The 23,402-nt window shown below is 59.9% G+C and carries 20 protein-coding genes; 12 read left to right on the forward strand and 8 right to left on the reverse strand.

Annotated features, from left to right (window positions below; genetic code table 11):
* From QP027_RS10190 to QP027_RS10220, 7 genes are read right to left on the reverse strand one after another with little or no spacing between them, the layout of a single operon-like run.
* Positions 1 to 930 carry a sulfite exporter TauE/SafE family protein gene (locus QP027_RS10190; RefSeq protein WP_284824573.1) on the reverse strand — a complete coding sequence of 310 codons (930 nt, stop codon included), beginning with the start codon at positions 928 to 930 and terminating at the stop codon, positions 1 to 3.
* 3 nt (positions 931 to 933) lie between these two features.
* Positions 934 to 1,665: a sirohydrochlorin chelatase gene (locus QP027_RS10195; protein ID WP_284824575.1), complete on the reverse strand. Its 732-nt coding sequence runs from the start codon at positions 1,663 to 1,665 to the stop codon at positions 934 to 936.
* Complete coding sequence (locus QP027_RS10200) at positions 1,662 to 2,942, reverse strand: sulfate adenylyltransferase subunit 1 (RefSeq protein WP_284824577.1); 1,281 nt, start codon at positions 2,940 to 2,942, stop codon at positions 1,662 to 1,664. The genes QP027_RS10195 and QP027_RS10200 overlap by 4 nt, the downstream gene beginning before the upstream one ends.
* Complete coding sequence (gene cysD / locus QP027_RS10205) at positions 2,942 to 3,841, reverse strand: sulfate adenylyltransferase subunit CysD (RefSeq protein ID WP_284824579.1); 900 nt, start codon at positions 3,839 to 3,841, stop codon at positions 2,942 to 2,944. Before cysD ends, QP027_RS10200 begins: the two co-directional genes overlap by 1 nt.
* Positions 3,838 to 4,611: a phosphoadenylyl-sulfate reductase gene (locus tag QP027_RS10210; protein WP_284824581.1), complete on the reverse strand. Its 774-nt coding sequence runs from the start codon at positions 4,609 to 4,611 to the stop codon at positions 3,838 to 3,840. Before QP027_RS10210 ends, cysD begins: the two co-directional genes overlap by 4 nt.
* Positions 4,608 to 4,871 carry a hypothetical protein gene (locus QP027_RS10215; protein WP_284824582.1) on the reverse strand — a complete coding sequence of 88 codons (264 nt, stop codon included), beginning with the start codon at positions 4,869 to 4,871 and terminating at the stop codon, positions 4,608 to 4,610. The genes QP027_RS10210 and QP027_RS10215 overlap by 4 nt, the downstream gene beginning before the upstream one ends.
* Complete coding sequence (locus tag QP027_RS10220; RefSeq protein WP_284824584.1) at positions 4,868 to 6,535, reverse strand: nitrite/sulfite reductase; 1,668 nt, start codon at positions 6,533 to 6,535, stop codon at positions 4,868 to 4,870. The genes QP027_RS10215 and QP027_RS10220 overlap by 4 nt, the downstream gene beginning before the upstream one ends.
* 262 nt (positions 6,536 to 6,797) lie before the next feature.
* Between QP027_RS10220 and QP027_RS10225 the strand changes: the two genes are divergently transcribed.
* The 12 genes from QP027_RS10225 (at position 6,798) to QP027_RS10280 (ending at position 23,025) form a co-directional block, all read left to right on the forward strand.
* Positions 6,798 to 8,144, forward strand: a complete 1,347-nt coding sequence (locus QP027_RS10225) for an FAD-dependent oxidoreductase (RefSeq protein WP_284824586.1) — start codon at positions 6,798 to 6,800, stop codon at positions 8,142 to 8,144.
* A gap of 388 nt (positions 8,145 to 8,532) precedes the next feature.
* Positions 8,533 to 10,404: a calcineurin-like phosphoesterase C-terminal domain-containing protein gene (locus QP027_RS10230; protein ID WP_284824588.1), complete on the forward strand. Its 1,872-nt coding sequence runs from the start codon at positions 8,533 to 8,535 to the stop codon at positions 10,402 to 10,404.
* Between the two features lie 332 nt (positions 10,405 to 10,736).
* Entirely contained in the window at positions 10,737 to 11,825 is a 1,089-nt protein-coding gene (locus tag QP027_RS10235) for an efflux RND transporter periplasmic adaptor subunit (RefSeq protein ID WP_284824591.1), read from the forward strand.
* A 2-nt stretch (positions 11,826 to 11,827) separates the two neighbouring features.
* The gene (locus QP027_RS10240; RefSeq protein WP_284824593.1) at positions 11,828 to 12,511 is read left to right on the forward strand and encodes an ABC transporter ATP-binding protein; all 684 of its coding nucleotides are present in this window, start codon (positions 11,828 to 11,830) and stop codon (positions 12,509 to 12,511) included.
* Complete coding sequence (locus QP027_RS10245; protein ID WP_284824596.1) at positions 12,508 to 13,785, forward strand: ABC transporter permease; 1,278 nt, start codon at positions 12,508 to 12,510, stop codon at positions 13,783 to 13,785. Before QP027_RS10240 ends, QP027_RS10245 begins: the two co-directional genes overlap by 4 nt.
* Before the next feature lie 136 nt (positions 13,786 to 13,921).
* Positions 13,922 to 15,652, forward strand: coding sequence for an ABC transporter ATP-binding protein (locus tag QP027_RS10250; RefSeq protein ID WP_284824597.1), 1,731 nt, complete (start codon positions 13,922 to 13,924; stop codon positions 15,650 to 15,652).
* Positions 15,652 to 17,610, forward strand: a complete 1,959-nt coding sequence (locus QP027_RS10255) for an ABC transporter ATP-binding protein (protein WP_284824598.1) — start codon at positions 15,652 to 15,654, stop codon at positions 17,608 to 17,610. The genes QP027_RS10250 and QP027_RS10255 overlap by 1 nt, the downstream gene beginning before the upstream one ends.
* A 112-nt stretch (positions 17,611 to 17,722) precedes the next feature.
* Positions 17,723 to 17,896, forward strand: a complete 174-nt coding sequence (locus QP027_RS10260; protein WP_284824600.1) for an antitoxin VbhA family protein — start codon at positions 17,723 to 17,725, stop codon at positions 17,894 to 17,896.
* A gap of 11 nt (positions 17,897 to 17,907) precedes the next feature.
* Complete coding sequence (locus QP027_RS10265) at positions 17,908 to 18,501, forward strand: Fic/DOC family protein (RefSeq protein WP_284824602.1); 594 nt, start codon at positions 17,908 to 17,910, stop codon at positions 18,499 to 18,501.
* A 92-nt stretch (positions 18,502 to 18,593) separates the two neighbouring features.
* On the forward strand, positions 18,594 to 21,041 hold the full coding sequence (locus tag QP027_RS10270; RefSeq protein ID WP_284824604.1) for a (Fe-S)-binding protein: 2,448 nt from the start codon (positions 18,594 to 18,596) through the stop codon (positions 21,039 to 21,041).
* A gap of 63 nt (positions 21,042 to 21,104) precedes the next feature.
* The gene (locus QP027_RS10275) at positions 21,105 to 21,713 is read left to right on the forward strand and encodes a DUF1707 SHOCT-like domain-containing protein (RefSeq protein WP_284824607.1); all 609 of its coding nucleotides are present in this window, start codon (positions 21,105 to 21,107) and stop codon (positions 21,711 to 21,713) included.
* Between the two features lie 34 nt (positions 21,714 to 21,747).
* Complete coding sequence (locus QP027_RS10280; protein ID WP_284824608.1) at positions 21,748 to 23,025, forward strand: pyridoxal phosphate-dependent aminotransferase; 1,278 nt, start codon at positions 21,748 to 21,750, stop codon at positions 23,023 to 23,025.
* A gap of 3 nt (positions 23,026 to 23,028) precedes the next feature.
* On the opposite strand, the gene QP027_RS10285 is transcribed toward QP027_RS10280, so the two are convergent.
* Entirely contained in the window at positions 23,029 to 23,379 is a 351-nt protein-coding gene (locus tag QP027_RS10285) for a hypothetical protein (RefSeq protein ID WP_284824609.1), read from the reverse strand.
* Positions 23,380 to 23,402 lie beyond the last annotated feature (23 nt).

Here is a 23,402-nt window from a genome sequence, read left to right on the forward strand (position 1 = left end):
CTAGCTTTCTATCGGTTGAGGTTCTACGCTAATCGACTTCGTAGGATTTTGTTCGGCTTGCGCAGCAGTTTTTGAGTTCCTGCGGGCACGATATACACCCGTCCCTGACAACGCCACCCCGGATACCAAGACCACGGCTTGCGCGATCCAAGCATGAGGCACGGAGGCAAAGTTCAAAACAACAGGCAGGTTCAACAGCACAATCAGCGTGCCAACGATCCCGCCGAGCAGGATGGGATTCAGGCGCGATACGATCCACGCGGCGACCGGAGCCGCGATCACCCCGCCCACAAGGAGTGCGATCACCGCCGCCAGGTTGGAAAGGAGGTCGTCCCACATTCCGAGCACAAACCCCAAGGTCGCAGCCGAAGTAACCACGAATTCCGCCGTATTTACCGTGCCGACGATGCGGCGTGGCTCCTCTCGGCCTGCGCTCAACAGCGTGGACGTGGTCACCGGACCCCATCCTCCGCCGCCGGTTGCATCGATGAACCCACCAACAAAGCCGAGCCCGCCCAGGAACCCCTTCGAGTGTGGTTTCGGGCGCAGCGTGCGCTGGGTCAGACCGCGCGAAAAGCGCAGCATCAAGTTCAGCCCGATCGCGACCAACACCGCCGACATGATGGGGCGCGCCGCCTCTGTGGACATTGTCGACAGGAATGTAGCGCCAAGAAAGGCCCCTACACCGCCGGGGATTCCGATCGCCGCGACGACGCGCCAGTTCACGTTACCCAACCGCCAATGGCTCAGCCCGCTGGCCAAGGTGGTGCCTAGCTCGGCAGCGTGCACTACAGCAGATGCCTGAGCAGGGCCAAGACCCGCAAGAAGAATCAGAATGGTTGTCGAAGTGGCGCCGAAGCCCATGCCCAGTCCGCCATCGACAAGCTGGGCGGCAAGGCCCGCCACTGCAATCAGGATTAGCGTAGTCATGAGTTACCGCCCTACGCTGACCAGCGATGACACAGCCTCGCGGTAGCGGCGCGCCACCAAAGGAGCCAAATCCAGCAGCAGTGGCGCTGAGTGTGTGACGACGACACCTGTGTCGTCCATCAGCTCACGCACCGTAAGTACGGCGCTGTCCAGCAAGGTGCCGTGCGTGACGAACAAGGGTAATAGGTGCATGTTTTCGGAGGCTTCTGCCACCGCCCTAAGCCCTGCCGCACCGCGGTTGTCGCCCGTGCCTGTCGCTGGCACCACGCGCACCTGGAATCCTGCTAGTTCCCCAACCCGCTGGGCAAGGTCTTCGGTGGCTTGCGCGCCCGTGGTGTCAGAGGTGCCCACGGGGTACAACACCACGGTGGCCCCTGCGGGCGCATCCTGGCGGACTCGCGTGGCCAGTATCCGTGCGGTGTCGTCGCCCTGACCGAGAGTGGCTGCGAGGCTCAGTGAAATCCCCGAGATCTCTTCCGCCTGGGTGAGCGCGTGTGGCACGTCCACTTTCGCGTGGAAAGCATCGGTGAACAGCAACGGCACCACGATGGCGTGGCTGTGGCCTGCTTGAGCCAGGGCCACAGCGGCATCGCTCAAGGTGGGCTCGGTGAAGTCAAGGTGGGACTCCACCGCGTCCACTCCCAACCGCTTGGCAGCGGCCACGGTCAACGCCCGGATTCCGTCGGCGGCTTCGGAGTGGCGCGAGCCGTGGGACAGGGTGATCAGCGCTGTCATGATGTCAGGCGCTTACCGACGAGCCCCGCCGCCAACGTGTTTCCGCTTGCCTGATCGATGACGAGGAAGTTGCCCACCGCACCACGCGCTTGGTAATCCTCTACTGGCAACTCATTGGCCACCTGGATGCTGACGTGCGCGATGTCGTTGCGGCCGAAGTGCTCCGGGGCCTCGATGTTGTTCTTGCCATCGATGTCCACGATGCGCTCCACACCGGCCACACGACCCCGGGTCAGGGAAGTGCCGTAGCGGATTTTGACCGCCTGCCCCGGCGCGATGTTCTTCTCGGTCAGGCCGACTACCGTGGCAGCGAATTCGCGTACCGGCTCGGGCCTAGTTCCGCCGGCGAGCAGATCGCCACGGACGAGGTCGATATCGTCGGCAAGCCGGAGTGCCACCGAGTCGCCGGCCTGCGCCTTGTGAACTTCACCATCAGAGCTGTCGATATGCGTGACGGTGGTTGTTCGTCCATATGGCGCGCTAATTCCATCCCCCACAGAGATGCTGCCGGCTGTGATTCGACCAGCGTAGGCGCGATAATCGGAAGCGTGTTCGCGCAGCACGTATTGGATCGGGAATCGGAAATCGAGGTCCAAGGCGCGGCCAGAGTGGACAGGGACTTCTTCGAGCATCTGCAAAACCGTCTGGCCCTGGTACCACGGCATGTTCTCGGAAGGCTCGACGACGTTGTCGCCTCGTAGCGCGGAGATCGGGACCACGCGCGCGTCGGAAATGCCCAGTTCACCGGCCCGCGTAAGGAATTCATCGCGGATGGTGTTGAATACGTCCTCGGAGAAATTCACCAGGTCGATCTTGTTCACGGCCAGAATGACGGTTTTTACGCCCAAGAGCGCTGCCACGTTGAGGTGCCGCACGGTTTGCTCGACGACGCCGTGGCGGGCGTCGATAAGCAAAACGACAACCTGCGAGGTGGACATGCCCGTAACCGTGTTGCGGGTGTACTGCACGTGACCCGGGGTGTCCGCGAGGATGAAGGTGCGCTTGTCGGTAGCGAAATACCGATAAGCAACGTCGATGGTGATGCCCTGCTCACGCTCGGCACGCAGGCCGTCAACCAGTAGGGACAGATCAAGACCATCGAAGCCACGGTCGGCGGAAGTCTGCTCGACGCTAGCCAACTGGTCCGCTAGGACTGACTTTGTGTCGTGCAGCAGGCGACCGACAAAGGTGGATTTTCCGTCGTCAACGGAGCCCGCGGTGCACAGGCGCAGCGTTTGCCTATCGGCAAATGGGTGGTTGGAGGATAGGTCATGCATCAGAAGTAACCCTCTTTCTTGCGGTCTTCCATGGCGGATTCGCTCAGGCGGTCGTCGGCACGCGTGGCGCCGCGCTCGGTCAGCGTTGAGGTTGCGATCTCTGCAAGTACCTCTTCAATGGTGGTGGCGTCGGATTCGACAGCACCAGTGCAGCTCATATCGCCAACAGTGCGGTAGCGCACATGCTTCACGACGATGTCCTCTGATTCCTTCGGCCCACCCCATTCGCCAGGGGTCAGCCACATTCCATCGCGGTTGAACACCTCGCGGTCGTGGGCGAAGTAGATGTCCGGCAGTTCGATGTTGCGGGCACCGATGTACTCCCAGACGTCAGTTTCAGTCCAGTTGGAAATGGGAAAGACGCGAATGTTCTCCCCCGGCAGCTTTTCGCCGTTGTACAAATCCCACAGCTCAGGGCGTTGGCGGCGAGGGTCCCAGCCGCCGAAGCTGTCGCGAACCGAAAAGACGCGTTCCTTGGCGCGGGCGCGTTCCTCGTCGCGGCGTGCACCACCGAGGACGGCGTCGTAGCCGGCGTCTGCGATCGTCTCCACCAGTGGCACGGTTTGTAGCGGATTGCGCGTGCCGTCGGGGCGCTCGACAAGATCGCCACGGTCGATCCAATCCTGGACCTCGGCCACGCGCAGTCGCGCTCCGGTCTCGGCGACGAGCCGGTCGCGGAACTCGATGACCTCGGGGAAGTTATGCCCAGTGTCCACGTGTAGCAGCTCGATCGGCATCGCCGCAGGCGCGAACGCGCGGCGCGCTAGTTCGAAGACGACGCAGGAGTCCTTGCCGCCGGAGAAAAGCAGGCCGATCTTATCGAACTGCCCCGCTACCTCACGCAGGATGTGAATCGATTCGTTCTCTAAATCTTGAAGGTGTGGTGAAAGCTGTGTCATGAGTGAAGCCCGCATTCTGTCTTGTTTTGTCCTGCCCATCGTCCGGCGCGTGGGTCCTCGCCCTCGGCCACCGGAAGCGTGCATGTTTCGCACCCGATTGATGGGTATCCATGCTTGGTCAAGGGGTGGATGATGAGGTCGCGCTCTTCGATGTAGCGCTCCGTATCCTCCAGCGACCAGGTGATGATCGGCGAGATCTTCAGCCTGCCCGTCGCGTCCAAGCTCAACGCCGGTGCCTGCGCCCTCGTCGGCCCGTCAGCGCGACGCAGGCCAGTGACCCACCCCGCATAGGGCGATAGGTTCACGGCCAGCGGTTCCACCTTGCGCATGCGGCAGCACGCAGTCGGATTGGTCAGATACAGGTTGAGTCCGTAGGTCTCGTCCTGCTCGGCCCTGGTCAACGTCGGAGTGGCACGTACGAGCGTCTGCTTCGGGTACCGCGCCTCAACCTGATCGGCCACCTCCAGGGTCTCCTTGAAGTGATAACCGGTATCGAGAAACAGGAAGTCTGCATCCGGCAAGTGGTCCTTTGCCAGTTCGGCTAGCACAGTGTTCTCCATGCTCAGCGTCACCGCGAGGGCACCAGGCGCGTGAGTGTGCGCCCAGTCCAGAATGTTTTCGGCAGTTTCGTTGTACAGCGCGTCCGCATGCTTATCGACGAGCTCTTGGTTTGCACGCAGGGTGTCGTCGTCAAGCGGAGCTGTCGTGGTGACTCCCGCGGGGCTTTCTTCGGGATCGCGGTAGGTTCCGCTGGCTCCGAGGAGGTTCATTGCGTCGCTCCTGTTCTGAGTACGTGGTCGTGTCCGCGGCGGGCTAAGGATTCCTGATATGCCTGCTCGGTGGATTTCGCTGGCTGCGGTGGGGTGTCTGGATCGTCTTGGCCGTAATACTTGACCTCAAAAATGCGCAGGCACTCGTGGCATTTCCAGGCGAAGTCGGTTTCTTCATTGGGATACAGATCCTCTCCCGCGCAGTAGGGGCAATGCGCTGGGTGGTTTCTGTTGGGGTTGGGTGCCCGGCGGAAGCTCACTTGATGTCCTCCTCTTCGGCGCGGATGAGCCAGTCGCGGAACAACTCGCCTTCGTCGCGCTTGTCCACGTAGTTCTGCACCACGCGAGTGACGTAGTCAGTGAGCTCTGAGGAAAGTACCTTGTGTCCTCGGATCTTGCGACCGAAGTTGGCTCCATCACCGAGGGTGCCGCCCAGGTGAACCTGGAAGCCTTCGACGCGGTTGCCCTCCTCGTCAGTGACGGTCTGGCCCTTCAATCCGATGTCTGCGATCTGGGTTCGGGCACACGCGTTCGGGCAGCCATTGAGCGCGATGGTGATTGGCGAGTCGAGGTCGGTAAAGCGCTCCTCCAGCTCGTCGGCAAGCTCGATGGCGCGAGACTTGGTGGTCACATGCGCGAGCTTGCAGTACTCCAAGCCGGTGCACGACAGCAGGCCGCGACGGAACTCGCTGGGCTTGGAGTACAGGCCCATCGAATCGAGATCGGCGGTAAGGCTATCAACCTTGTCCTTTGGAATGTCGAGCAACAGCAGCTCTTTGAATGGGGTGAAGCGCAGACGGGTCAGCCCATAGGATTCCGCGAGGTCGGCCACCGCGATGAGCTGCTCGCCAGACAGGTGGCCCAAGGTTGGCTTCACGCCAAGGTAGAAGTTGCCGTCCTTTTGCTCGTGCAGGCCGATGTGATCGCGTGAGATCGGATTCTCTGGCGGGTTTGGGCCATCGGGCAGCTTATAGCCGAGGTACTCGTCTTCGAGGACCTGGCGGAACTTCTCGGCACCCCATTGGGCGACGAGGAACTTCAGGCGAGCGCGGTTGCGCAGGCGGCGGAAACCATAGTCGCGGAAGATTCCGACAACGGCGTTCCATACCTCTGGGACCTGCTCCAAGGTGGCAAAGGCGCCGAGGGATTGGGCGAGCATGGGGTTCGTCGACAAGCCACCGCCGACAAAGACCTGGAAACCGGGACCCAGTTCAGGGTGCTCAACTGCTTGGAAGGCGAGGTCCTGGATCTCGTGGGTGACGTCCTGGCGGGCGTTGCCGGAGATCGAAGACTTGAACTTGCGCGGCAGGTTCTGGTTTTCGTCGCGCAGGACGTAATCGTTGGTGATTTCCTCGATGGCCGGGGTGGCATCGATAATCTCGTCCTTGGCGATGCCTGCTACCGGGGAGCCCAGGATCACGCGGGGGACGTCGCCGCAGCCGTCCCAGGTATTGAGTCCGACAGATTCCAGCTTTTCCCAGATCGCCGGCACATTCTCGATTTCAACCCAGTGCAGCTGGATGTTTTGGCGGTCGGTGAGGTCGATGGTGGAACGCGCCCAGTCGCGCGAGATTTCACCCACCGCGCGGGCCTGCTCGGTGGTGCAGCGGCCGCCGTCGAAGCGGATGCGCATCATAAAGAACTTGTCCTGCAGTTCGGAGTTGTCCTTGCCGGTGTGCTCGCCGCCCAGGTTCTGCTTGCGCTGCGTATACATACCGAGCCACTTGAAGCGCGGTGCAAGGTCATCGGCGGGGATCGAGTCGAATCCCTCCTTAGAGTATGTATCGATCACGCGCTGCTTCACCTGCAGTACGGGTTCAACCTGCTTGACCTCCTCGTCATGGTTCAGTGGCGTGTTGCCGTCGATCTTCCACTGTCCCTCGGGCTTCTTGGCGCGGGGCTTGCGTTCGGTGACGGTAGTCATGGAAAGGCTCCTAATGGACTGCTCTGTCTATTCCTAGAACTTGTCTAAAGTGTTGAACGAAAGGTAACCAGACCAAACTGTCTACCGCAATAGGGGGGAGGTTTTGCCGGCCGAAAATGGCATATCTCGGGCGTTTTATCTGCATGAATGTTAAATCATGCGCCCACGTGCGGTGAATTTAATTTCAGGGAATGCTTGGCAAGTGACCGTTCCCCTGCTAACTTTACAGACCATTCAGTCTAGTTTGAAAGGAATCACTGAAATGTCCTTGCGAGTTGCCGTCATCGGCGCCGGCCCAGCCGGCATCTACGCGTCCGACCTTCTCATCCGCAACGAAGAACACGACATCTACGTCGACCTCTTCGAGCAGATGCCAGCACCGTTCGGCCTCATCCGCTACGGTGTCGCCCCCGACCACCCGCGCATCAAGGGCATCGTAAAATCCCTGCACAACGTGCTAGACAAGCCACGCTTACGCCTCCTTGGCAACATCACCGTCGGCGAAGACATCACCATCGACGAACTCCAGGACTACTACGACGCCATCGTCATCTCCACCGGCGCCGTCCGCGACCGCCCCCTGACCATCCCCGGCGGCGAGCACTCCATCGGTGCCGGCGAATTCGTCGGGTTCTACGACGGCAACCCACGCTTCGAACGCGACTGGGACCTCTCCGCGCGCCAAGTCGCCGTCATCGGCGTAGGCAACGTCGGCCTAGATATCGCCCGCATCCTGGCCAAAACTGGCGACGAACTCTTGGTCACCGAGATCCCCGACAACGTGTATTCGTCGCTAAGCAAAAACCAGGCGGAAGAGGTGCACATGTTCGGCCGACGCGGCCCTGCGCAGGCGAAATTCACGCCGAAAGAGCTCAAGGAACTGGACCTTTCCGACACCATCAACGTCGTCGTCTCACCCGAGGACATCGACTACGACGAGCAGTCCACCGCGGCGCGCCGCTCCGACAAGTCGCTCGACCTAAACTGCCAGGTGCTAGAGCAATACGCGATCCGCGAACCGAAGGACGCGCCCCACACCCTGCACATCCACTTCTTCGAGGAACCCGTGGAGGTCCTCGTCGACGGAGAAAGCATCGTCGGCCTACGTACCGAACGCCAGGAGTACGACGGGACAGGCGCGGTCGTCGGCACCGGCGAATTCACCGACTGGCCAGTTCAGGCGGTCTATCACGCGATCGGTTACCGCAGCGAGCCCGTCGAGGGAGTGCCATTCGACCATGAGCGCAATGTCATCCCGAGCGACCGCGGCAAGGTAGACGCCGGCCTCTACGTCACCGGCTGGATCAAGCGCGGCCCCGTCGGACTCATCGGCAACACCAAGTCCGACGCCAAGGAAACCACCGACCTACTTATCGACGACGCCCTGGCCGGCAAACTCTCCCCGCGCAAGTACGACGACCCCTCCGCCATCGTTGACCTGCTGGAATCCCGCGAGATCCCATACACGACATGGGAGGGCTGGTACCGCCTTGATGACGCCGAGCGCCGCGCCGGCGAGGGCTGCGAGATCCTTGGTCGCGAGCGCAAAAAGATCGTCGAGTGGGAGGAAATGGTCGAGCACGCCCGCGGCGTACCTGTAGTTTCGTAGCGTCCTTGGCCGGCCTTCCGTCGCTTTCGCACAATGGCTGCCGTTTGTGGGGATTTCCGTGGTGCCCGGACCCCACAAACGGTAGCCATTGTTCGTTTTGTGGTCGGCGGCGGGATCGTCGTTAAGCCAGTGCGGCGCTCCCCTGCATGTCTGGCGATCCTTCGGAACACGGACCAGTCAGCGGTTCGCACAACGGCTGCCGTTTGTGCGTCAAGTTCCACTTCATGCGTCTTAACCTAAAGTTGTCTGGATCTTTCACTCGATGTTGACTATATATACATATCTTTCTCTAAGGTTGGGGCCAGCGCTACTTGCCAGCGCTTCCCGCACGCACGCATGATCTGGTCCCCATGCGCCCGAGGTCATGCGCACAAAAGAAAGAGCCACCATGACTTTCCCAACCCGCAAGATCGGAATTCTTGCTGCGATTTCCCTCGCCAGCACCCTTACAGTTGCACCATTTGCCCATGCAGAGCCAATCGCCGGATCCGACGCATACGTCGGCGGCCCCGAGGTAATCGAAGAGGCACCCGCTGACAATGTCCTCGAAGGTGTTGTCTTCGACGACCAGAACAAGAACTCCATCCACGACTCCAACGAGCCCGGCATCGAAGGCGTCTCCGTATCCAACGGCAAGGAGATCGTCACCACCGACGCTGAAGGCCGCTACGAGATCACCGTCGAGCCGAACACTACCGTGTTCATTACCCAGCCAGCTGGTTATCAAGTCCCTGTTGACGAGAACAACATCGCGCAGTTCTTCTACAACCACTCCCCGGAAGGCTCCCCGGATCTGAAGTACGGTGGCATCGCGCCAACCGGCCCACTGCCAGAGATGGTCAATTTCCCACTCGCGGCATCAGAAGCCACCGCCGCGCAGGACCAGCGCTGCATCATCGGCGGCGATATCCAGCCATACAACACCGACGAGGTCGAATATGCACGCAAGGGCGCGTTTGCAGACCTCGCAGCACGCGATGACTACGCATCCTGTGGCGTGTTGTTCGTCGGCGACGTCGTGGGCGACGATCTAGCCCTCTACGAGGGCGTGCGCTCCATGACCTCCGAGCTCAACGGCCCGGCGCGCATGCTGCCAGGCAACCACGATCTTGACTTCGACGCCCCAGACGAGACCCACAAGTTTGACACCTTCCGACGCGAGTTCGGCCCCGCCTACTACTCCTACGACGTAGGAAACGCCCACGTCATCGCGCTGGAGTCGGTCGAATACCCGCAGCCAGACGGCAAGGGCTACCGCTCTTCGCTTACCGACGATCAGATGGCGTGGCTCCGTCAGGACATCGCCAACACTCCTGACGACAAAGTCGTTGTGATCGCATCGCACATCGGTCTGGTGTCGTTCGTCGATAGTGCCCTGGACCAGCACCAGATCAAGCAGGTCAACGAGGTCCACGCTCTGCTCGAAGGTCGCGATGCGATCCACGTCGCAGGCCACACCCACGCACTGTCCAACATGCGTAAGGGCGACAGCCTCAAGGGCTGGAAGGACCTGTTCGGTATGGACGAACTGCCATTTGACCACGTTATCGCGGGTGCGATCTCCGGCGACTGGTACAACGGTCGCATGACTGACAAGGGTTTCCCAACCGCAATCGCGCGTGACGGTTCCCGCCCTGGCGTGATGACCCTCGACGTCAACGGCTCCGACATCTCATCTTTCTTCACCGTTTCCGGCGAAGACCAGTCCACCCAGCTGGGACTTGGCCTGAACACCCCGGCGTACCGTGATTGGTTCGCGGAGAATCGCGAAAACGGTGGCAAGGCTCAGCCACTGGAGAACCCATTGACGATTTCCCAGGCAGACCTCGCCGAGACCTGGCTGACCACCAACTTCTGGTTCGGCGGCTCCGGTGACGTAGTTGAGGTCTCCATCGACGGCGCCGCCGCCGTTGAGGCGAAGCGCACCCAGGACATGGCGGGCGAGGATGTTCTGCGCGGCGTTGAATACTCCGACCCAGCCGCGGTCCAGGAGCAGCTTGTTCACGGCGGTTCCGTGGCGGAACAAACCTCCAGCCTGTGGACCCTCGACCTGCCCGAGGACCTCGCCGCCGGTGAGCACACCGCCGAGGTCACCGCGACCGACGTGAACGGCAATGTCTACACCGAGACGCTGACCTTCACCGTTGAGGGCTCCGAGACAGACAGCCCAGTTGAGGCTCCTGCGAAGGACTCCATTTTCCAGCGCCTCATCAACATGCTCAAGCGCTTCCTCGGCGCGTTGGGCCTGAGCAGCTTCTAGCTCCTCCCCAGTTCCCCGTGCTCCTTTTCTAGGGGTGCGGGGAATCATTTTGTCGAAACCGCACAATGGCTGCCGTTTTATCGCCTCGGCGCCCACTCAGACACCGACAAACGGCAGCGTTTGTACGAAAACCTCGCCAGCGCACCCTGATCTTTCGACCGCCTCCCTCCCTGCGCCTTCACAGCCATTTTCAGGGTCTTCCTCAGGGTTTCCCCTGGCCCTAACCGGGGCCACAACAAGCAGGTAGTGACACTATTCTGGTTGCTCCAACCCTCGCCGCACTGTTAACTAGGTGCAGAATCGATAACTGAAACTGAGGGAGTTCGAAGGACATGGCAAGTCAAGAATCCGAAACCAAATCACTGGCTAAACCCGCCAAGAAAAAGAAGAAGCGCGGCAAACTGATCATCACCGCCCTGATCATCCTGGCGCTGATCGGCGCCGGCGTGGCCTGGTTCTTGAACAAGCCATCTGACACACAAGATGTCGTCGCCACCGGTGATGTCCACGAAGTCACACCCCGCGACATCACCACCTCCGTCACTGTGAATGGCAAGGTCTCCTCTGCGGTCACCGAAGACGTTTACACCATGCAGCCGGCGCCGATCGCCGAGATCTCAGTCGAGGTCGGCGACAAAGTCCAGCAGTACCAGACCGTCGCCCGCCTAGACACCACGCAGGTCAACCGCCAGATCCAAACTGACGAAGCCGCCCTAGCAGCAGCGAAGGCCGCAGGCGAAGAAGACACCACAGCGCTGCAAACCGCCGTGGATAACTCCTACGCTGACAAGAACGCTTCCGTGCTGACCGCACCAATCAACGGCATCGTGGCGGAAATCCAATCGCAGGTCGGCGCTCCGGCGGCGGGCGCGATCATGACGATCGCCGACGACTCCCGCCTGGTCATCAAGGGCAGCATCAAAGAAGAAGACGTAGCCAAGGTCACCACCGGCCAGAAAGTCCGCTTCACCACCGCTACCACCGGCGACAAGGAGTTCACCGGCGCGGTCAACACCATTTCCCCGATCGCGGAGCAGCCTTCCATGACGGACGCACCCGCACCGAGCCCAGACGTGACCTTCCCGATCGAGATCATCGTCGAAGGCGACACCGCGGACCTGCGCATCGGCTCCACCGCGAAAGCCCAGGTCATCCTCGATGAGTCGCTGGCCACCATCGCAGTGCCTCGCGACGCAATCCTTACCGAAGAAGACGGCACATCACATGTCCTAACGCTTGTCGACGACCCCGAGGGCCAAACAGTCGTCGAGAAGCAAGAAGTAGAACTGGGTGCACGCGACAACTTCTACGTCACCGTGACCAGCGACAACCTAGAGGGCAAGGTGCTTGACCGCGCAGCGACCTACCGCGAACTCGTGGGCAAGCCTGTCATGGTTGTCGACGCAGAGCAGGGGATGTAGAGATGCGCATTGTTGATATGCAAGGCATCACCAAGACTTTCAACCAGGGCACAGAAAATGAGCTGACGGTGCTCCACGGCGTGGATCTCACCATCGAGGACGGGGAGTTCGTCTCCATCGTGGGTATGTCGGGCTCGGGCAAGTCAACGCTGATGAACATCATCGGGCTTCTCGATCGGCCTTCCACCGGCACTTACACCCTGGGCGACCTGGATGTGCTGGACGCCAACGACGAGGAGCTGGCGGAGCTGCGGTCCCAGAACATCGGCTTTGTGTTCCAGAACTTTAACTTGGTGCCCAGGATGTCGTCGCTACGCAATGTGGAGATGCCGATGATGTACGCCGGAGTTCCCGCGGGCACTCGCACGGCTCGCGCCGAGGACCTGTTGGCCAAAATGGGTATGGGCGAGCGCATGGGACACGACCCTTCCGAGCTTTCCGGCGGCCAGAAACAGCGCGTCGCTATTGCGCGGGCGATGGCCAATGAGCCCTCGCTGATACTTGCCGACGAACCCACAGGCGCCCTCGATACCGCCACCGGGCGCATGGTGATGGATTTGTTCCACGAGCTCAACGCCGCTGGCACCACCATCGTGCTGATCACCCACAACCCGGAACTAGCAGCGGAAACCGATCGCGTCTTGACCATGCGAGACGGCCTATTCGAAAGCGAGGAGCGACCATGAACTTCACAGAATCCCTCCGCCTAGCCGCCTCCAGCCTGCGGGCAAACAAAATGCGCTCGCTGCTGACTTTGCTGGGCGTGATCATAGGTATTGCCTCGGTGATCGCGATTCTGACGATCGGCTCGGCGCTGCGAACACAAACGGTAGACGGCTTAGCCAACCTCGGTGCGGCTGACATTGCGGTGAGCGTGCAGCAGCGCGACGAAGACACCGACAACCCATACATGACCAGCTTCAAGCCAGAAGATTACCCGGAATCGCTGATCACCGAAGAGATGTTAGATCAAGCCACGGACACCCTGGGCGACAATCTGGCCGGGTATTCCATGTTTGAGGGCGACTTCACTTCGGGCGATCTCTCGGTGGGGACATCCGACACCGACACGACCTCGCTCACCTACATCGAGGGCGTGAACGAGAACTCGCTGCCCTACTCGGATATCAAGATCGTCGCTGGTCGTGGCATAGATGCCGAGGATGTGGAGAGCTCACGGGCGGTCGGGGTGATCTCGGAGAAAGCCGTCGACGAGCTCTTCAGTGGCGATACCGAACGAGCACTTGGCTCCGAGCTGCGCTTCGCGGCACCTGACTACGAAACCCCGATCTCCGTCGTTGGTGTGTACAGCTCCAGCTCGGGCGAGGGCATCATGGCATACGAGGATCCTCTATCGCGCGCGTATTTGCCCTACCCGGTCGTCCGTGAATTGGAAGACTTGCCTGAAGGGTTCGCGCGCGTCTCCTTCCGCCCCGCGCCGGAAGTCGACGCGAACGTCGTGCGCAGCCAGCTAGAGAAGTTCTTTGAGATCGCCTACGAGGGCGACGAAGAAGCCGAAGCTGCCGTTACCGACTTTTCCAACGACATGCAGCAGGTCAATGACGTGATCAACAACATATCGATGGCAGTCTCCGCGATCGCCGGTATTTCTTTGCTGGTCGGCGGCATAGGTGTGATGAACATCATGCTGGTGTCTGTGACCGAACGAACCCGCGAAATTGGCATCCGCAAGGCGTTGGGGGCCACCCGCGGAGCGATCAAACAGCAGTTCGTGGTCGAGGCAATGATGGTCTGTCTTCTCGGCGGCGTGATCGGTGTCGCGCTGGGCGGGTTGCTGGGATACGCGGGCTCGGCGGCGTTCGGAGCGGCTGGTCTTCCGCCGGTCAGCGGTGTTTTGATCGCACTGGCCTTTTCCCTGGGCATCGGTTTGTTCTTCGGGTATTACCCCGCCGCGAAGGCCGCGAAACTAGACCCGATCGAGGCTTTGCGTTACGAGTAGTCGTCGACAAGCGAACAATGGCTGCCGTTTATGGGCTGCTGATACCCTCTCAGCAGCGACAAACGGCAGTCTTTGTGCGCTGCCAGGCCTGCTATTGTAGCTACGTCATATTTATCTCCTATCAAAGGAGCCAGGCGTGGAGCTCGTTCGCCTTGTAAGCAAACATTCGCGTCCGTACACCGGCGCGATTATCGCGATCATTATTCTGCAAACCCTCAGCACAGCCGCCACGTTGTATCTGCCGTCGCTGAACGCACGCATTATCGACGAAGGCGTAGCCCAAGGCGACGTCCCATTCATCTGGCGCATCGGCTGGATCATGCTGGCCGTGGCGTTTGTGCAGGTTATTACGGCAGGAATCGCGGTATGGTTCGGCGCGCACACGGCGATGGGCGTGGGCCGCGACATCCGCGAGCGAGTCTTCGGCCGCGTCACCCGATACAGTGCCGAGGACATCAACCATTTCGGCACGGCGACGCTGATCACGCGTGGCACCAATGACGTGCAGCAGGTCCAGATGACCTTTTTGATGTTCCTCAACTTCATGGTCGCTGTGCCGATCATGATGGTCGGCGGCGTGATCATGGCGGTGCGCGAGGATCCTGGCTTGTCCTGGCTCGTCGGCGTTTCGGTGCTGGTGCTCCTCATCATCGTGGGTGGCCTGATTGCCGCGCTCATGCCGCTATTTCAGGCGATGCAGAAGAAGATCGACCGCATCAACGGTGTGCTTCGCGAGCAGATCACCGGCATCCGCGTGGTCCGCGCGTTCACCCGCGAGCCTTACGAAACCGACCGTTTCGACACAGCCAATGTTGATCTGACCAGGCTCAGTGTGAAGATCGGTAACCGCTTCGTGCTGATGTTCCCGATCATCATGCTGGTACTCAACGTGGCCACCGGCGCGGTGCTGTGGTTCGGCGGCCACCGCGTCAACGATGGGCTTGTCGAGGTCGGCTCGCTCACCGCGTTCTTGCAGTATCTGCTGCAGATTCTGGCCTCGGTGATGATGGGCGCTTTCATGGCGATGATGTTCCCCCGCGCGCTCGTCTGCGCCCGCCGCATAGACGAGCTCATGGACCGCGAACCCTCCATGCGCGAGAGTGCCCAGACCACCACTCCCGCCAAGCGCACTGGAATTGTCTCGCTCGACGACGTCTCGTTTACCTACCCCGGCGCGGAAGCACCTGTGCTCAACGGCGCAACCCTCACCGCACGCCCTGGCACCGTCACTGCGATTATCGGCTCCACCGGCTCCGGCAAATCTACTCTGCTCAACCTGATTCCGCGCCTTTACGCCCCGACGTCAGGAGCAGTACTTATCGACGACACCAACGTCGCCGATATGGCCCGCGCCGACATCGTGGACCGCGTGTCCATGGTTCCGCAGAAGCCGTACCTGTTCTCCGGCACGGTGGCGTCCAACTTAAGGATCGCCGACCCAGAAGCCACGGACGTGGAGCTTTGGGATGCGCTCGACATCGCTCAGGCTCACTTCGTGCGCAACAGCGACGAAGGCTTGGATATGCCGATTTCGCAAGGAGGCACCAACGTTTCCGGCGGGCAAAGGCAGCGGCTGTGTATTGCGCGGGCGCTCGTCGCAAAGCCTGCGGTGTATTTGTTTGATGATTCTTTCTCCGCGCTCGACGTGATCACCGACGCGAACCTGCGCGAGGCACTGAAACCGCGGACGACCGATGCGACGGTGATTATTGTGGCGCAGCGTGTGTCGTCGATTGTGAATGCCGATCAGATTCTGGTGATGGAAAAGGGCTCGATTGTCGCGCGAGGTACGCACGATGAGCTGCTGGAATCCTCACCTACCTACCAAGAGATCGTTGCATCTCAGATCACCGAGGAGGTGCGGTAATGGCCAAGGATGTAGAACTTACCGACGAAGAAATCCTGGAACTGCAAGAGAAAGTTGGCGACGCCGGCTTCCACGGTGGCGGCGCCCCGCGCACGGCGAAAAACTTCTGGCCGTCGGCCAAGCGCATGGTGGGGCTGCTGAGTCCATACAAGCTCGGCATGGCAATTCTGCTGCTCGCAGTGGCTTTCAGCGTGGCGCTCAACGTGTACGCACCGCGCGTTATGGGGCGCGCGATGGACGTCATCTTCTCCGGCGCGGTGTCGAGCCAGATGCCCGCAGGCGTGACAAAAGATCAAATCATCCAAGGGCTGCGCGCCAGTGGCGATGACACTTTTGCCGACATGCTTACCGCAATGGAGCTTATCCCCGGCGCGGGCATCGACTTCACGCGCTTGGGCCAGCTCATCGCCATCGTGATCGGGTTGTACGTCGGCTCGGCGGTACTGATGTGGCTACAAGGCTTTATGCTGAACCGCTTCGTGATGAAGGTCGTGTACCGCCTGCGCGTCGACGTCGAGGCAAAGCTCCACCGCCTTCCGCTGAGCTACTTTGACACCCGCCAGCGCGGCGATATCCTCTCGCGCACCACCAACGATGTGGACAACGTGCAGCAAGCACTGCAGCAATCGCTGTCGCAGGCGGTGCAGTCGCTGCTGATGGTGATCGGCATTACCATCATGATGTTCTCCGTTTCGTGGGAGCTGACCCTGGTCGCACTTCTGGCAATTCCACTCACTGGCGTGGTCATCGGCCTCATCGGCTCCCGGTCGCAGGCGCAGTTTAAGAAGCAGTGGAAATCTACCGGCATGCTCAACGGGCATATCGAGGAAACCTTTTCAGGCCACGAGGTGATCACCATCTTCGGTCGCCACGACACCGCTGCGAAGCTTTTCGACGAGCGCAATGACGACCTCTACCAGTCGTCGTCCATGGCGCAGTTCTTGTCTGGCCTGATGATGCCGATCATGCAGTTCATTTCGTACCTGTCTTACGTGGCGATCGCTGTTCTGGGTGGCCTGCGCGTGGCCAACGGCAACATGACCTTGGGCGCGGCGACCGCGTTTATCCAGTACTCGCGTCAGTTCAACCAGCCGCTTGCCGAGCTCGGCGGGATGATGCAGATGGTGCAGTCCGGTGTGGCTTCCGCGGAGCGAGTTTTTGAGTTCCTCGATGCCGAGGAGCAAAGCGCAGACACGGAGCATGACCTTGTTGAGGGTCGAGCTCAAGGACTGGTGGAATTCCGCAACGTGGACTTCTCCTACTCCGAAGACGCCGAGCTGATCCAGGATCTGAACCTGCGCGTCGAGCCTGGTCAGACCGCTGCGATCGTCGGCCCGACCGGCGCCGGCAAGACAACCCTGGTGAATTTGATCATGCGTTTCTACGAAATCGACTCTGGACAGATCCTGCTTGACGGGGTGGATACCGCCGCGATGTCGCGCACCGAGCTGCGCTCCCAGGTGGGCATGGTGCTCCAGGATGCAGTGCTGTTCGAGGGAACCATCATGGACAACATCCGCTACGGCCGCCTCGATGCCACCGACGATGAAGTCATCGCGGCCGCGAAAGCCACCTATGTTGATCGCTTTGTCCACGCGCTGCCGGAAGGCTACGAAACCAAGATCGACCAAGACGGCGGTGCTCTCTCTGTCGGCGAGCGCCAGCTGATCACCATTGCGCGTGCCTTCCTGTCCCAGCCTGCGCTGTTGATTCTCGACGAAGCAACATCGTCTGTGGATACCCGCACCGAAGTCTTGGTGCAGAAGGCGATGGCGGCGCTGCAATCCGACCGCACATCCTTTGTCATCGCACACCGCTTATCGACGATCCGCGACGCCGACTTGATCCTGGTGATGGAAAACGGCCGCATTGTCGAGCAGGGCACTCACGCCGAGCTGATCCACGCCGAGGGCGCGTACTGGCGGCTGCACCAGAGCCAGTTCGCGGAAGACGACTAATCTGCGTGGGCAGTGTTGAAGATTGTTCCGGCTTCGTACCTGGCGTAGGATTGTGGCACCCCAGAGCTGAATCACTCGTGAAAGCAGCACCTGAGATAGAACGGATAGACAGATGCACTCTCAAGAAACGCGCGCAAGCTTAGCTAAACAAGCTACTCATTCCTTGTACCTAGAGGGCCTTTTGCCTAGTCCCGATCACACGAACGACACGAAATCCTATGTGGCAGGCGAAATTACCGCTGACGAACTAGTCTCGATGACTCGAGCTCGCTTCGGACTTAGCTAGAGACTTTCTCTGTGCACGATCCGTATCTCATTCCAGGCACCACGGTGTTGAAGAACCTGCTCGGCATCGAATCTTCCGCACGGCTCGCTGAAGCGGAAGCGGACTTGGTCCATGCTCGCATAATCCAGCTCATGGATTCAGGTGATGACCTGCTTCCTGCTAGCCGCGATGCCCGAGAAATCGGCGCGATTCATTTCCACTTATTTCAAGATGTGTATCCCTGGGCCGGCAAGTTTCGAAATATCGATATGAAGCGAGACGAGGGTGAACATTTCGCTCCATATCGTAAAATCGACCTGTTCCTCAGAAACCTTGCCCAACAGCTGTCTGACAAGAACAATCTCCGCATAGCGGTCCGTTCGGAGTTCATCAGCGAACTAACCCACTTCTACGATCTGCTTAATTGGATTCACCCATTCAGAGAAGGCAATGGGCGAACTCAACGACATTTTTGGTCACGCGTTTCCGCCGATGCAGGTTGGATCCTTGATTGGCGACAAGTCCGAGGCGAGTTAAACGAAGCCAGCCGACGTGCGCGAGAAGACCAGGAGTTGGAAATGCTTCACAGAGTCTTCGAGCAAGTTGTGGCAAAACATCGTCTCTGATCGAGCCCAATTTGAATGCTGAATCCTTGAATGTCGTGGTGACCCTCTAGGCTGGACAACGAATCCTCAAGCTGCACTTTCAAGGAGATTGAATGACCACCGTTTTAGGCTGGATCGGCGTGCTCGCGTCGCTCCCTGCGTGGGCGTACTTCCTCTACCGCGCGCTGCGCATGTTTGGCTTCGTCAGGTCTGGCAAGGCGACGCATCAGCCGCGCACCGACAAGATCGGTCAACGCCTGGGTCGAGTGATCGTCGAGATCTTTGGGCATACCCACTTTAAGGGCAAGCCTTTTGTCAATGCCGCACACTGGGCCGTCATGGTCGGCTTCCTAGGCGGCGTGATCGTGTGGTTTGAGGCCTACCTTCAAACCTTCAACCCGGCAGGCGGGTGGCCTGTCATTTCCGACTGGCCTGCATACCACCTGGTAGAAGAAATCTTGGGGCTAGCAACGGTTCTCGCAATCGTGTTCCTGATGATCGTTCGCACGCGCCTTGGCGACACAGAACGTGGCAGTCGATTCTTCAACTCGCAAACCAAAGCGGCACGCGTCATCGAAGTCATTGTGCTTATCGAAGGCGCTGGCATGCTCCTTGTCAAGGCCTCCAAGATCGCGACCTACGGTGGTGGCTCTGCGTGGGTGGACTTTTTTACGATCCACCTAGCCAAGCTTCTCCCTGCGTCCCCTGAGCTAGTGTCTACGTTCGCGCTGATCAAGCTGCTCTCGGGTCTTGCATTCCTCGTGCTGGTGGCATATAACCTTACGTGGGGTGTCGCGTGGCACCGCTTCATGGCCTTTTTCGCGATCTTTTTCCAGCGCAACCCTTCCGGCGAAAAGGCTCTGGGAGCTGTCCCAACACCAAACCTTGACGACGAAGACGCGACCACACCAGGCAGCTGGAAGATGCTTCTCGATTCCACGGCATGCACCGAGTGCGGCCGCTGCCAAGAACTCTGCCCTGCGTGGAATACCGGCAAGCCCCTGAGCCCCAAAAAGTTCGTCATGGATCTGCGCGATTCTGCACTGGACAACTACGACTCCCACGCCGGTGTTGATGTCCTTGCACTAGCCAACGAAATCGACCCAGACGTCCTGTGGTCATGCACCAACTGTGGAGCATGTGTGGACCAGTGCCCTGTGGACATTGAGCATATCGATCACATCGCAGACCTACGCCGCTTCAAGGTCCTCGCAGAATCAGACTTCCCATCCGAACTCACCAGCTTGTTCAAGAACATCGAAACCAAGGGAAACCCGTGGGGCCGCAACAATTCCGAGCGCGCATCCTGGGTGGATGATGCCCGCCGCGACGGTCTTGAAGTTCCTGTGGTTGGCGAAGACCTCACCGATTTCTCCGACACCGAGTACCTCTTCTGGGTCGGCTGTGCCGGCGCGTACGACGATGCGGGAAAGCGCACCACTCGAGCTGTCGTCGAACTCCTCGAGACCGCAGGTGTGAAGTACGGAGTGTTGTCCACAGGCGAAACTTGCACGGGCGACCCAGCACGTCGCGCCGGTAATGAGTACCTGTTCCAAATGCAGGCCACCCAGAACGTTGAGACATTCAATGACGTATTCGATGGTGTTCCCCAAGGCCAGCGCAAGATCATCACGACTTGCCCGCACTGCTTCAACACCATCCGGAATGAATACCCCGATTTCGATGGCCACTTCGATGTATTCCACCACACGCAGCTGCTGAACCGCCTTGTCCGCGACGGTCGCGTCACCCCTGTGCCGCGCACTTCCGAAAACCGCGCGCCGATTACCTACCATGACCCTTGCTTCCTTGGCCGTCACAATAAGGTTTTCGATCCGCCTCGCGAGCTACTGGAATCGACCGGTGTCACCCTCACCGAGATGGACAACAACCGCGATGAGGCTTTCTGCTGTGGCGCCGGCGGTGCTCGCATGTTCATGGAAGAGACCATCGGCCAGCGCATCAATGAATTCCGCACGGAACAAGCTCTCGACACCGGTGCTGCCGAGATCGCCACCGCCTGTCCGTTCTGCACAAACATGTTCTCCGGCGGGGTCAAAGCCCTTAGCTCTGATGCGAACATTCGGGATGTTGCCGTCATGCTGCGCGACTCCGTGCTTATCGACGACTCCCTCCCCGCCCCGCAGGACAAGGCATTTGTGAGTCCTACGCGTGCCACCATGGAGTTCGCCCCAACCAAGGAAAAGCCAACAGCACAGGGCGGCTCGACGAAGGCAGCTCCGACATCGCCTGCCGAACCACCTGCCCCGATGGTCCCTCCGGTCGTTTCGGCCACTCCACCGGTGCCGACCCAGCCTGTGCCGACTCCCCCTGCCCCTACGGTTCCAAGCGTTCCAGGTGCGCCGGCTGCTCCAGGTGCGCCGGCTGCTCCAGGTGCGCCGGCTGCTCCAGGTGCGCCTAGTGCTCCAGCGGGAACCCCAGCAGCTCCAGCTGCCCCAGCTGCCCCAGCTGCCCCCGCAGCTCCGACCCCTCCTGCGCCAGCAGCGCCCCCAGCACCGCCGGTGACCCCTCCGCCTCCACCAGAGATTCCGGAAGCATAGGAATCGTCGTAAAGCTAGGATTCCCCGACAACAACCCAAACGCGCAGCGCTATAATTGGAAACGTGACCCAGCCATATAAGCCTTTCAATCCGCACATGCGGCTCAGCGACAACGAGCGATCCGACGCGATGTCGGCGCTCGGTCGTGCACTTGCGGAAGGCCGGCTGACATTCATCGAGTATGAAAACCGCGTCGAAGCAGTACTCAAGGCAGAAACTTGCGGGCAGCTTGAGCCGCTATTTCGCGACATCCCGCAATCGCCTGCTATTGGCAACGAGATGGTGCTCTACAGCGCAAACGAGATTGCAGAAACGCACGAACGAGGGCAGAAAACCCGCTTGGGGCTGTTTGGCCTTTCTGTAGTCGGCTCCAGCGGACTGGGAATCCTGATGACAACCATGGGCATGACCGGTGGAGGAATCATTCCACTACTCGTCATCCCAACGGTTTTTATCCTGCTCTACATCATGAAGATTGGCCCAGAGAAGTGGTACGCGCCGAGCCCGCGCCAGTTGGAGCGTCAACGGTTCCGCGAGATCCAGGCGGCGCAGGCGCTGGAGGTGGCTCAGCAGAAAGCCGAGCGTCGTCAACAAATGAACCAACTGACCGGAGAGGCCGTCAGTTTGGCGCAGCGCGCCCTAGACAAGTGGAAGGAATCTGACAAAAAGTAGCCATACGGGCAAGTGAGGTGGCACAATAGCCGCTATGTCCAAGTCAGAAGAATCCACGGTAGAACCAACCCCGGTCAAGCGTCCTCGTCGACCACGTCGCCATTTCAACGAGTCGAAGAAACTCCACGGCGTGGCCTACGACATTCGTGGCGAGGTCACCGCGGAAGCCGAGCGCATGGAGCTAGACGGACACAGCATCCTCAAGCTCAACACTGGCAACCCTGCGATTTTCGGATTCGACGCCCCAGACGTCATCATGCGCGACATGATCGCCGCACTTCCAACATCCCAGGGCTACTCCACCTCGAAGGGCATCATTCCCGCTCGTCGCGCTGTCGTGACTCGCTACGAGCTCATCGAGGACTTCCCCTCCTTCGATGTCGACGATGTCTACCTAGGCAACGGTGTCTCCGAGTTGATTTCGATGGTGACGCAGGCACTTCTCGACGACGGCGATGAGGTTCTCATCCCAGCGCCTGACTACCCGCTGTGGACGGCAGCAACCTCTCTGGCTGGTGGCACCCCCGTGCACTACATGTGCGATGAGGAAGATGACTGGAACCCGTCGCTTGAAGATATTCGCTCTAAGGTCAACGAAAAGACTAAAGCAATTGTCGTGATTAACCCGAATAATCCGACGGGTGCCGTGTACTCGCGCGAGATCCTCGAGGGCATTGCGGACATCGCGCGCGAAAACGATCTGATGATCCTCGCCGACGAGATCTACGACCGCATCCTTTACGACGGCGCAGAGCACATTTCGATGGCAGAGGTCGCCCCAGACGTTGTTACTGTGACCTTCAACGGTCTGTCTAAGGCGTACCGTGTCGCGGGCTATCGTGCTGGTTGGATCGTTATTACCGGCCCGAAGCGCTACGCCAAAGGATTCCTTGAAGGCCTTGAGCTCCTCGCCGGAACCCGTCTATGCCCCAACGTTCCGGGCCAGCACGCGATCCAGGTGGCCCTCGGCGGCAAGCAGTCGATCTATGGTCTTACCGGCAAGGAAGGTCGCCTGTTGAAGCAGCGCAACATTGCCGTGGAGAAGCTCCGCGAGATCCCAGGAGTATCCGTCGTAGAGCCCAAGGGTGCGTTGTACGCGTTCCCTAAGTTGGACCCAAGCGTTTACGACATTCACGACGATTCCAAGCTCATGTTGGACATTTTGCGCTCGGAGAAGATCCTTCTTGTCCAGGGCACCGGGTTTAACTACCCCACCCCGGACCACTTCCGTTTGGTCACTTTGCCGTGGGCATCACAGCTGGAAAACGCGATCGAACGCCTAGGAAACTTCCTGGTCAACTACCGCCAGTAGAAACTATTCGACGATGCGCCCGTCCGGCAGCTCGACTTGAATCTGCATATCCCCAGTGATGTAGAAACCAACACCCAAGTCACGAGCGAGCTGGCGGGCGTTTTCTTCTGCGCCATCAACGTTGATGCGCGCCCAAACAAAATCACGGGCCACAAAGTAACTGGTTCCGTCCCAACCCGCGGTCGGCTGGTACTTCGAGTGCAAGGCGTCGTACCAGCGGGTGAGCTCGGGGATGGTGGCGTTGGAATCGTCGTCGAATTCGGCAGCTTGGTCAAACCAGTGCAGAAAATCCTGGATGTCCCCATGCGGTACTTGGTCTAGATCGAATGCCACAAAGGCGCGCCCAACACTCATGAGGACAACTCTAACCTAAGGAT

This window comes from Corynebacterium breve, from assembly GCF_030252165.1.
GTDB classification, from domain to species: domain Bacteria; phylum Actinomycetota; class Actinomycetes; order Mycobacteriales; family Mycobacteriaceae; genus Corynebacterium; species Corynebacterium breve.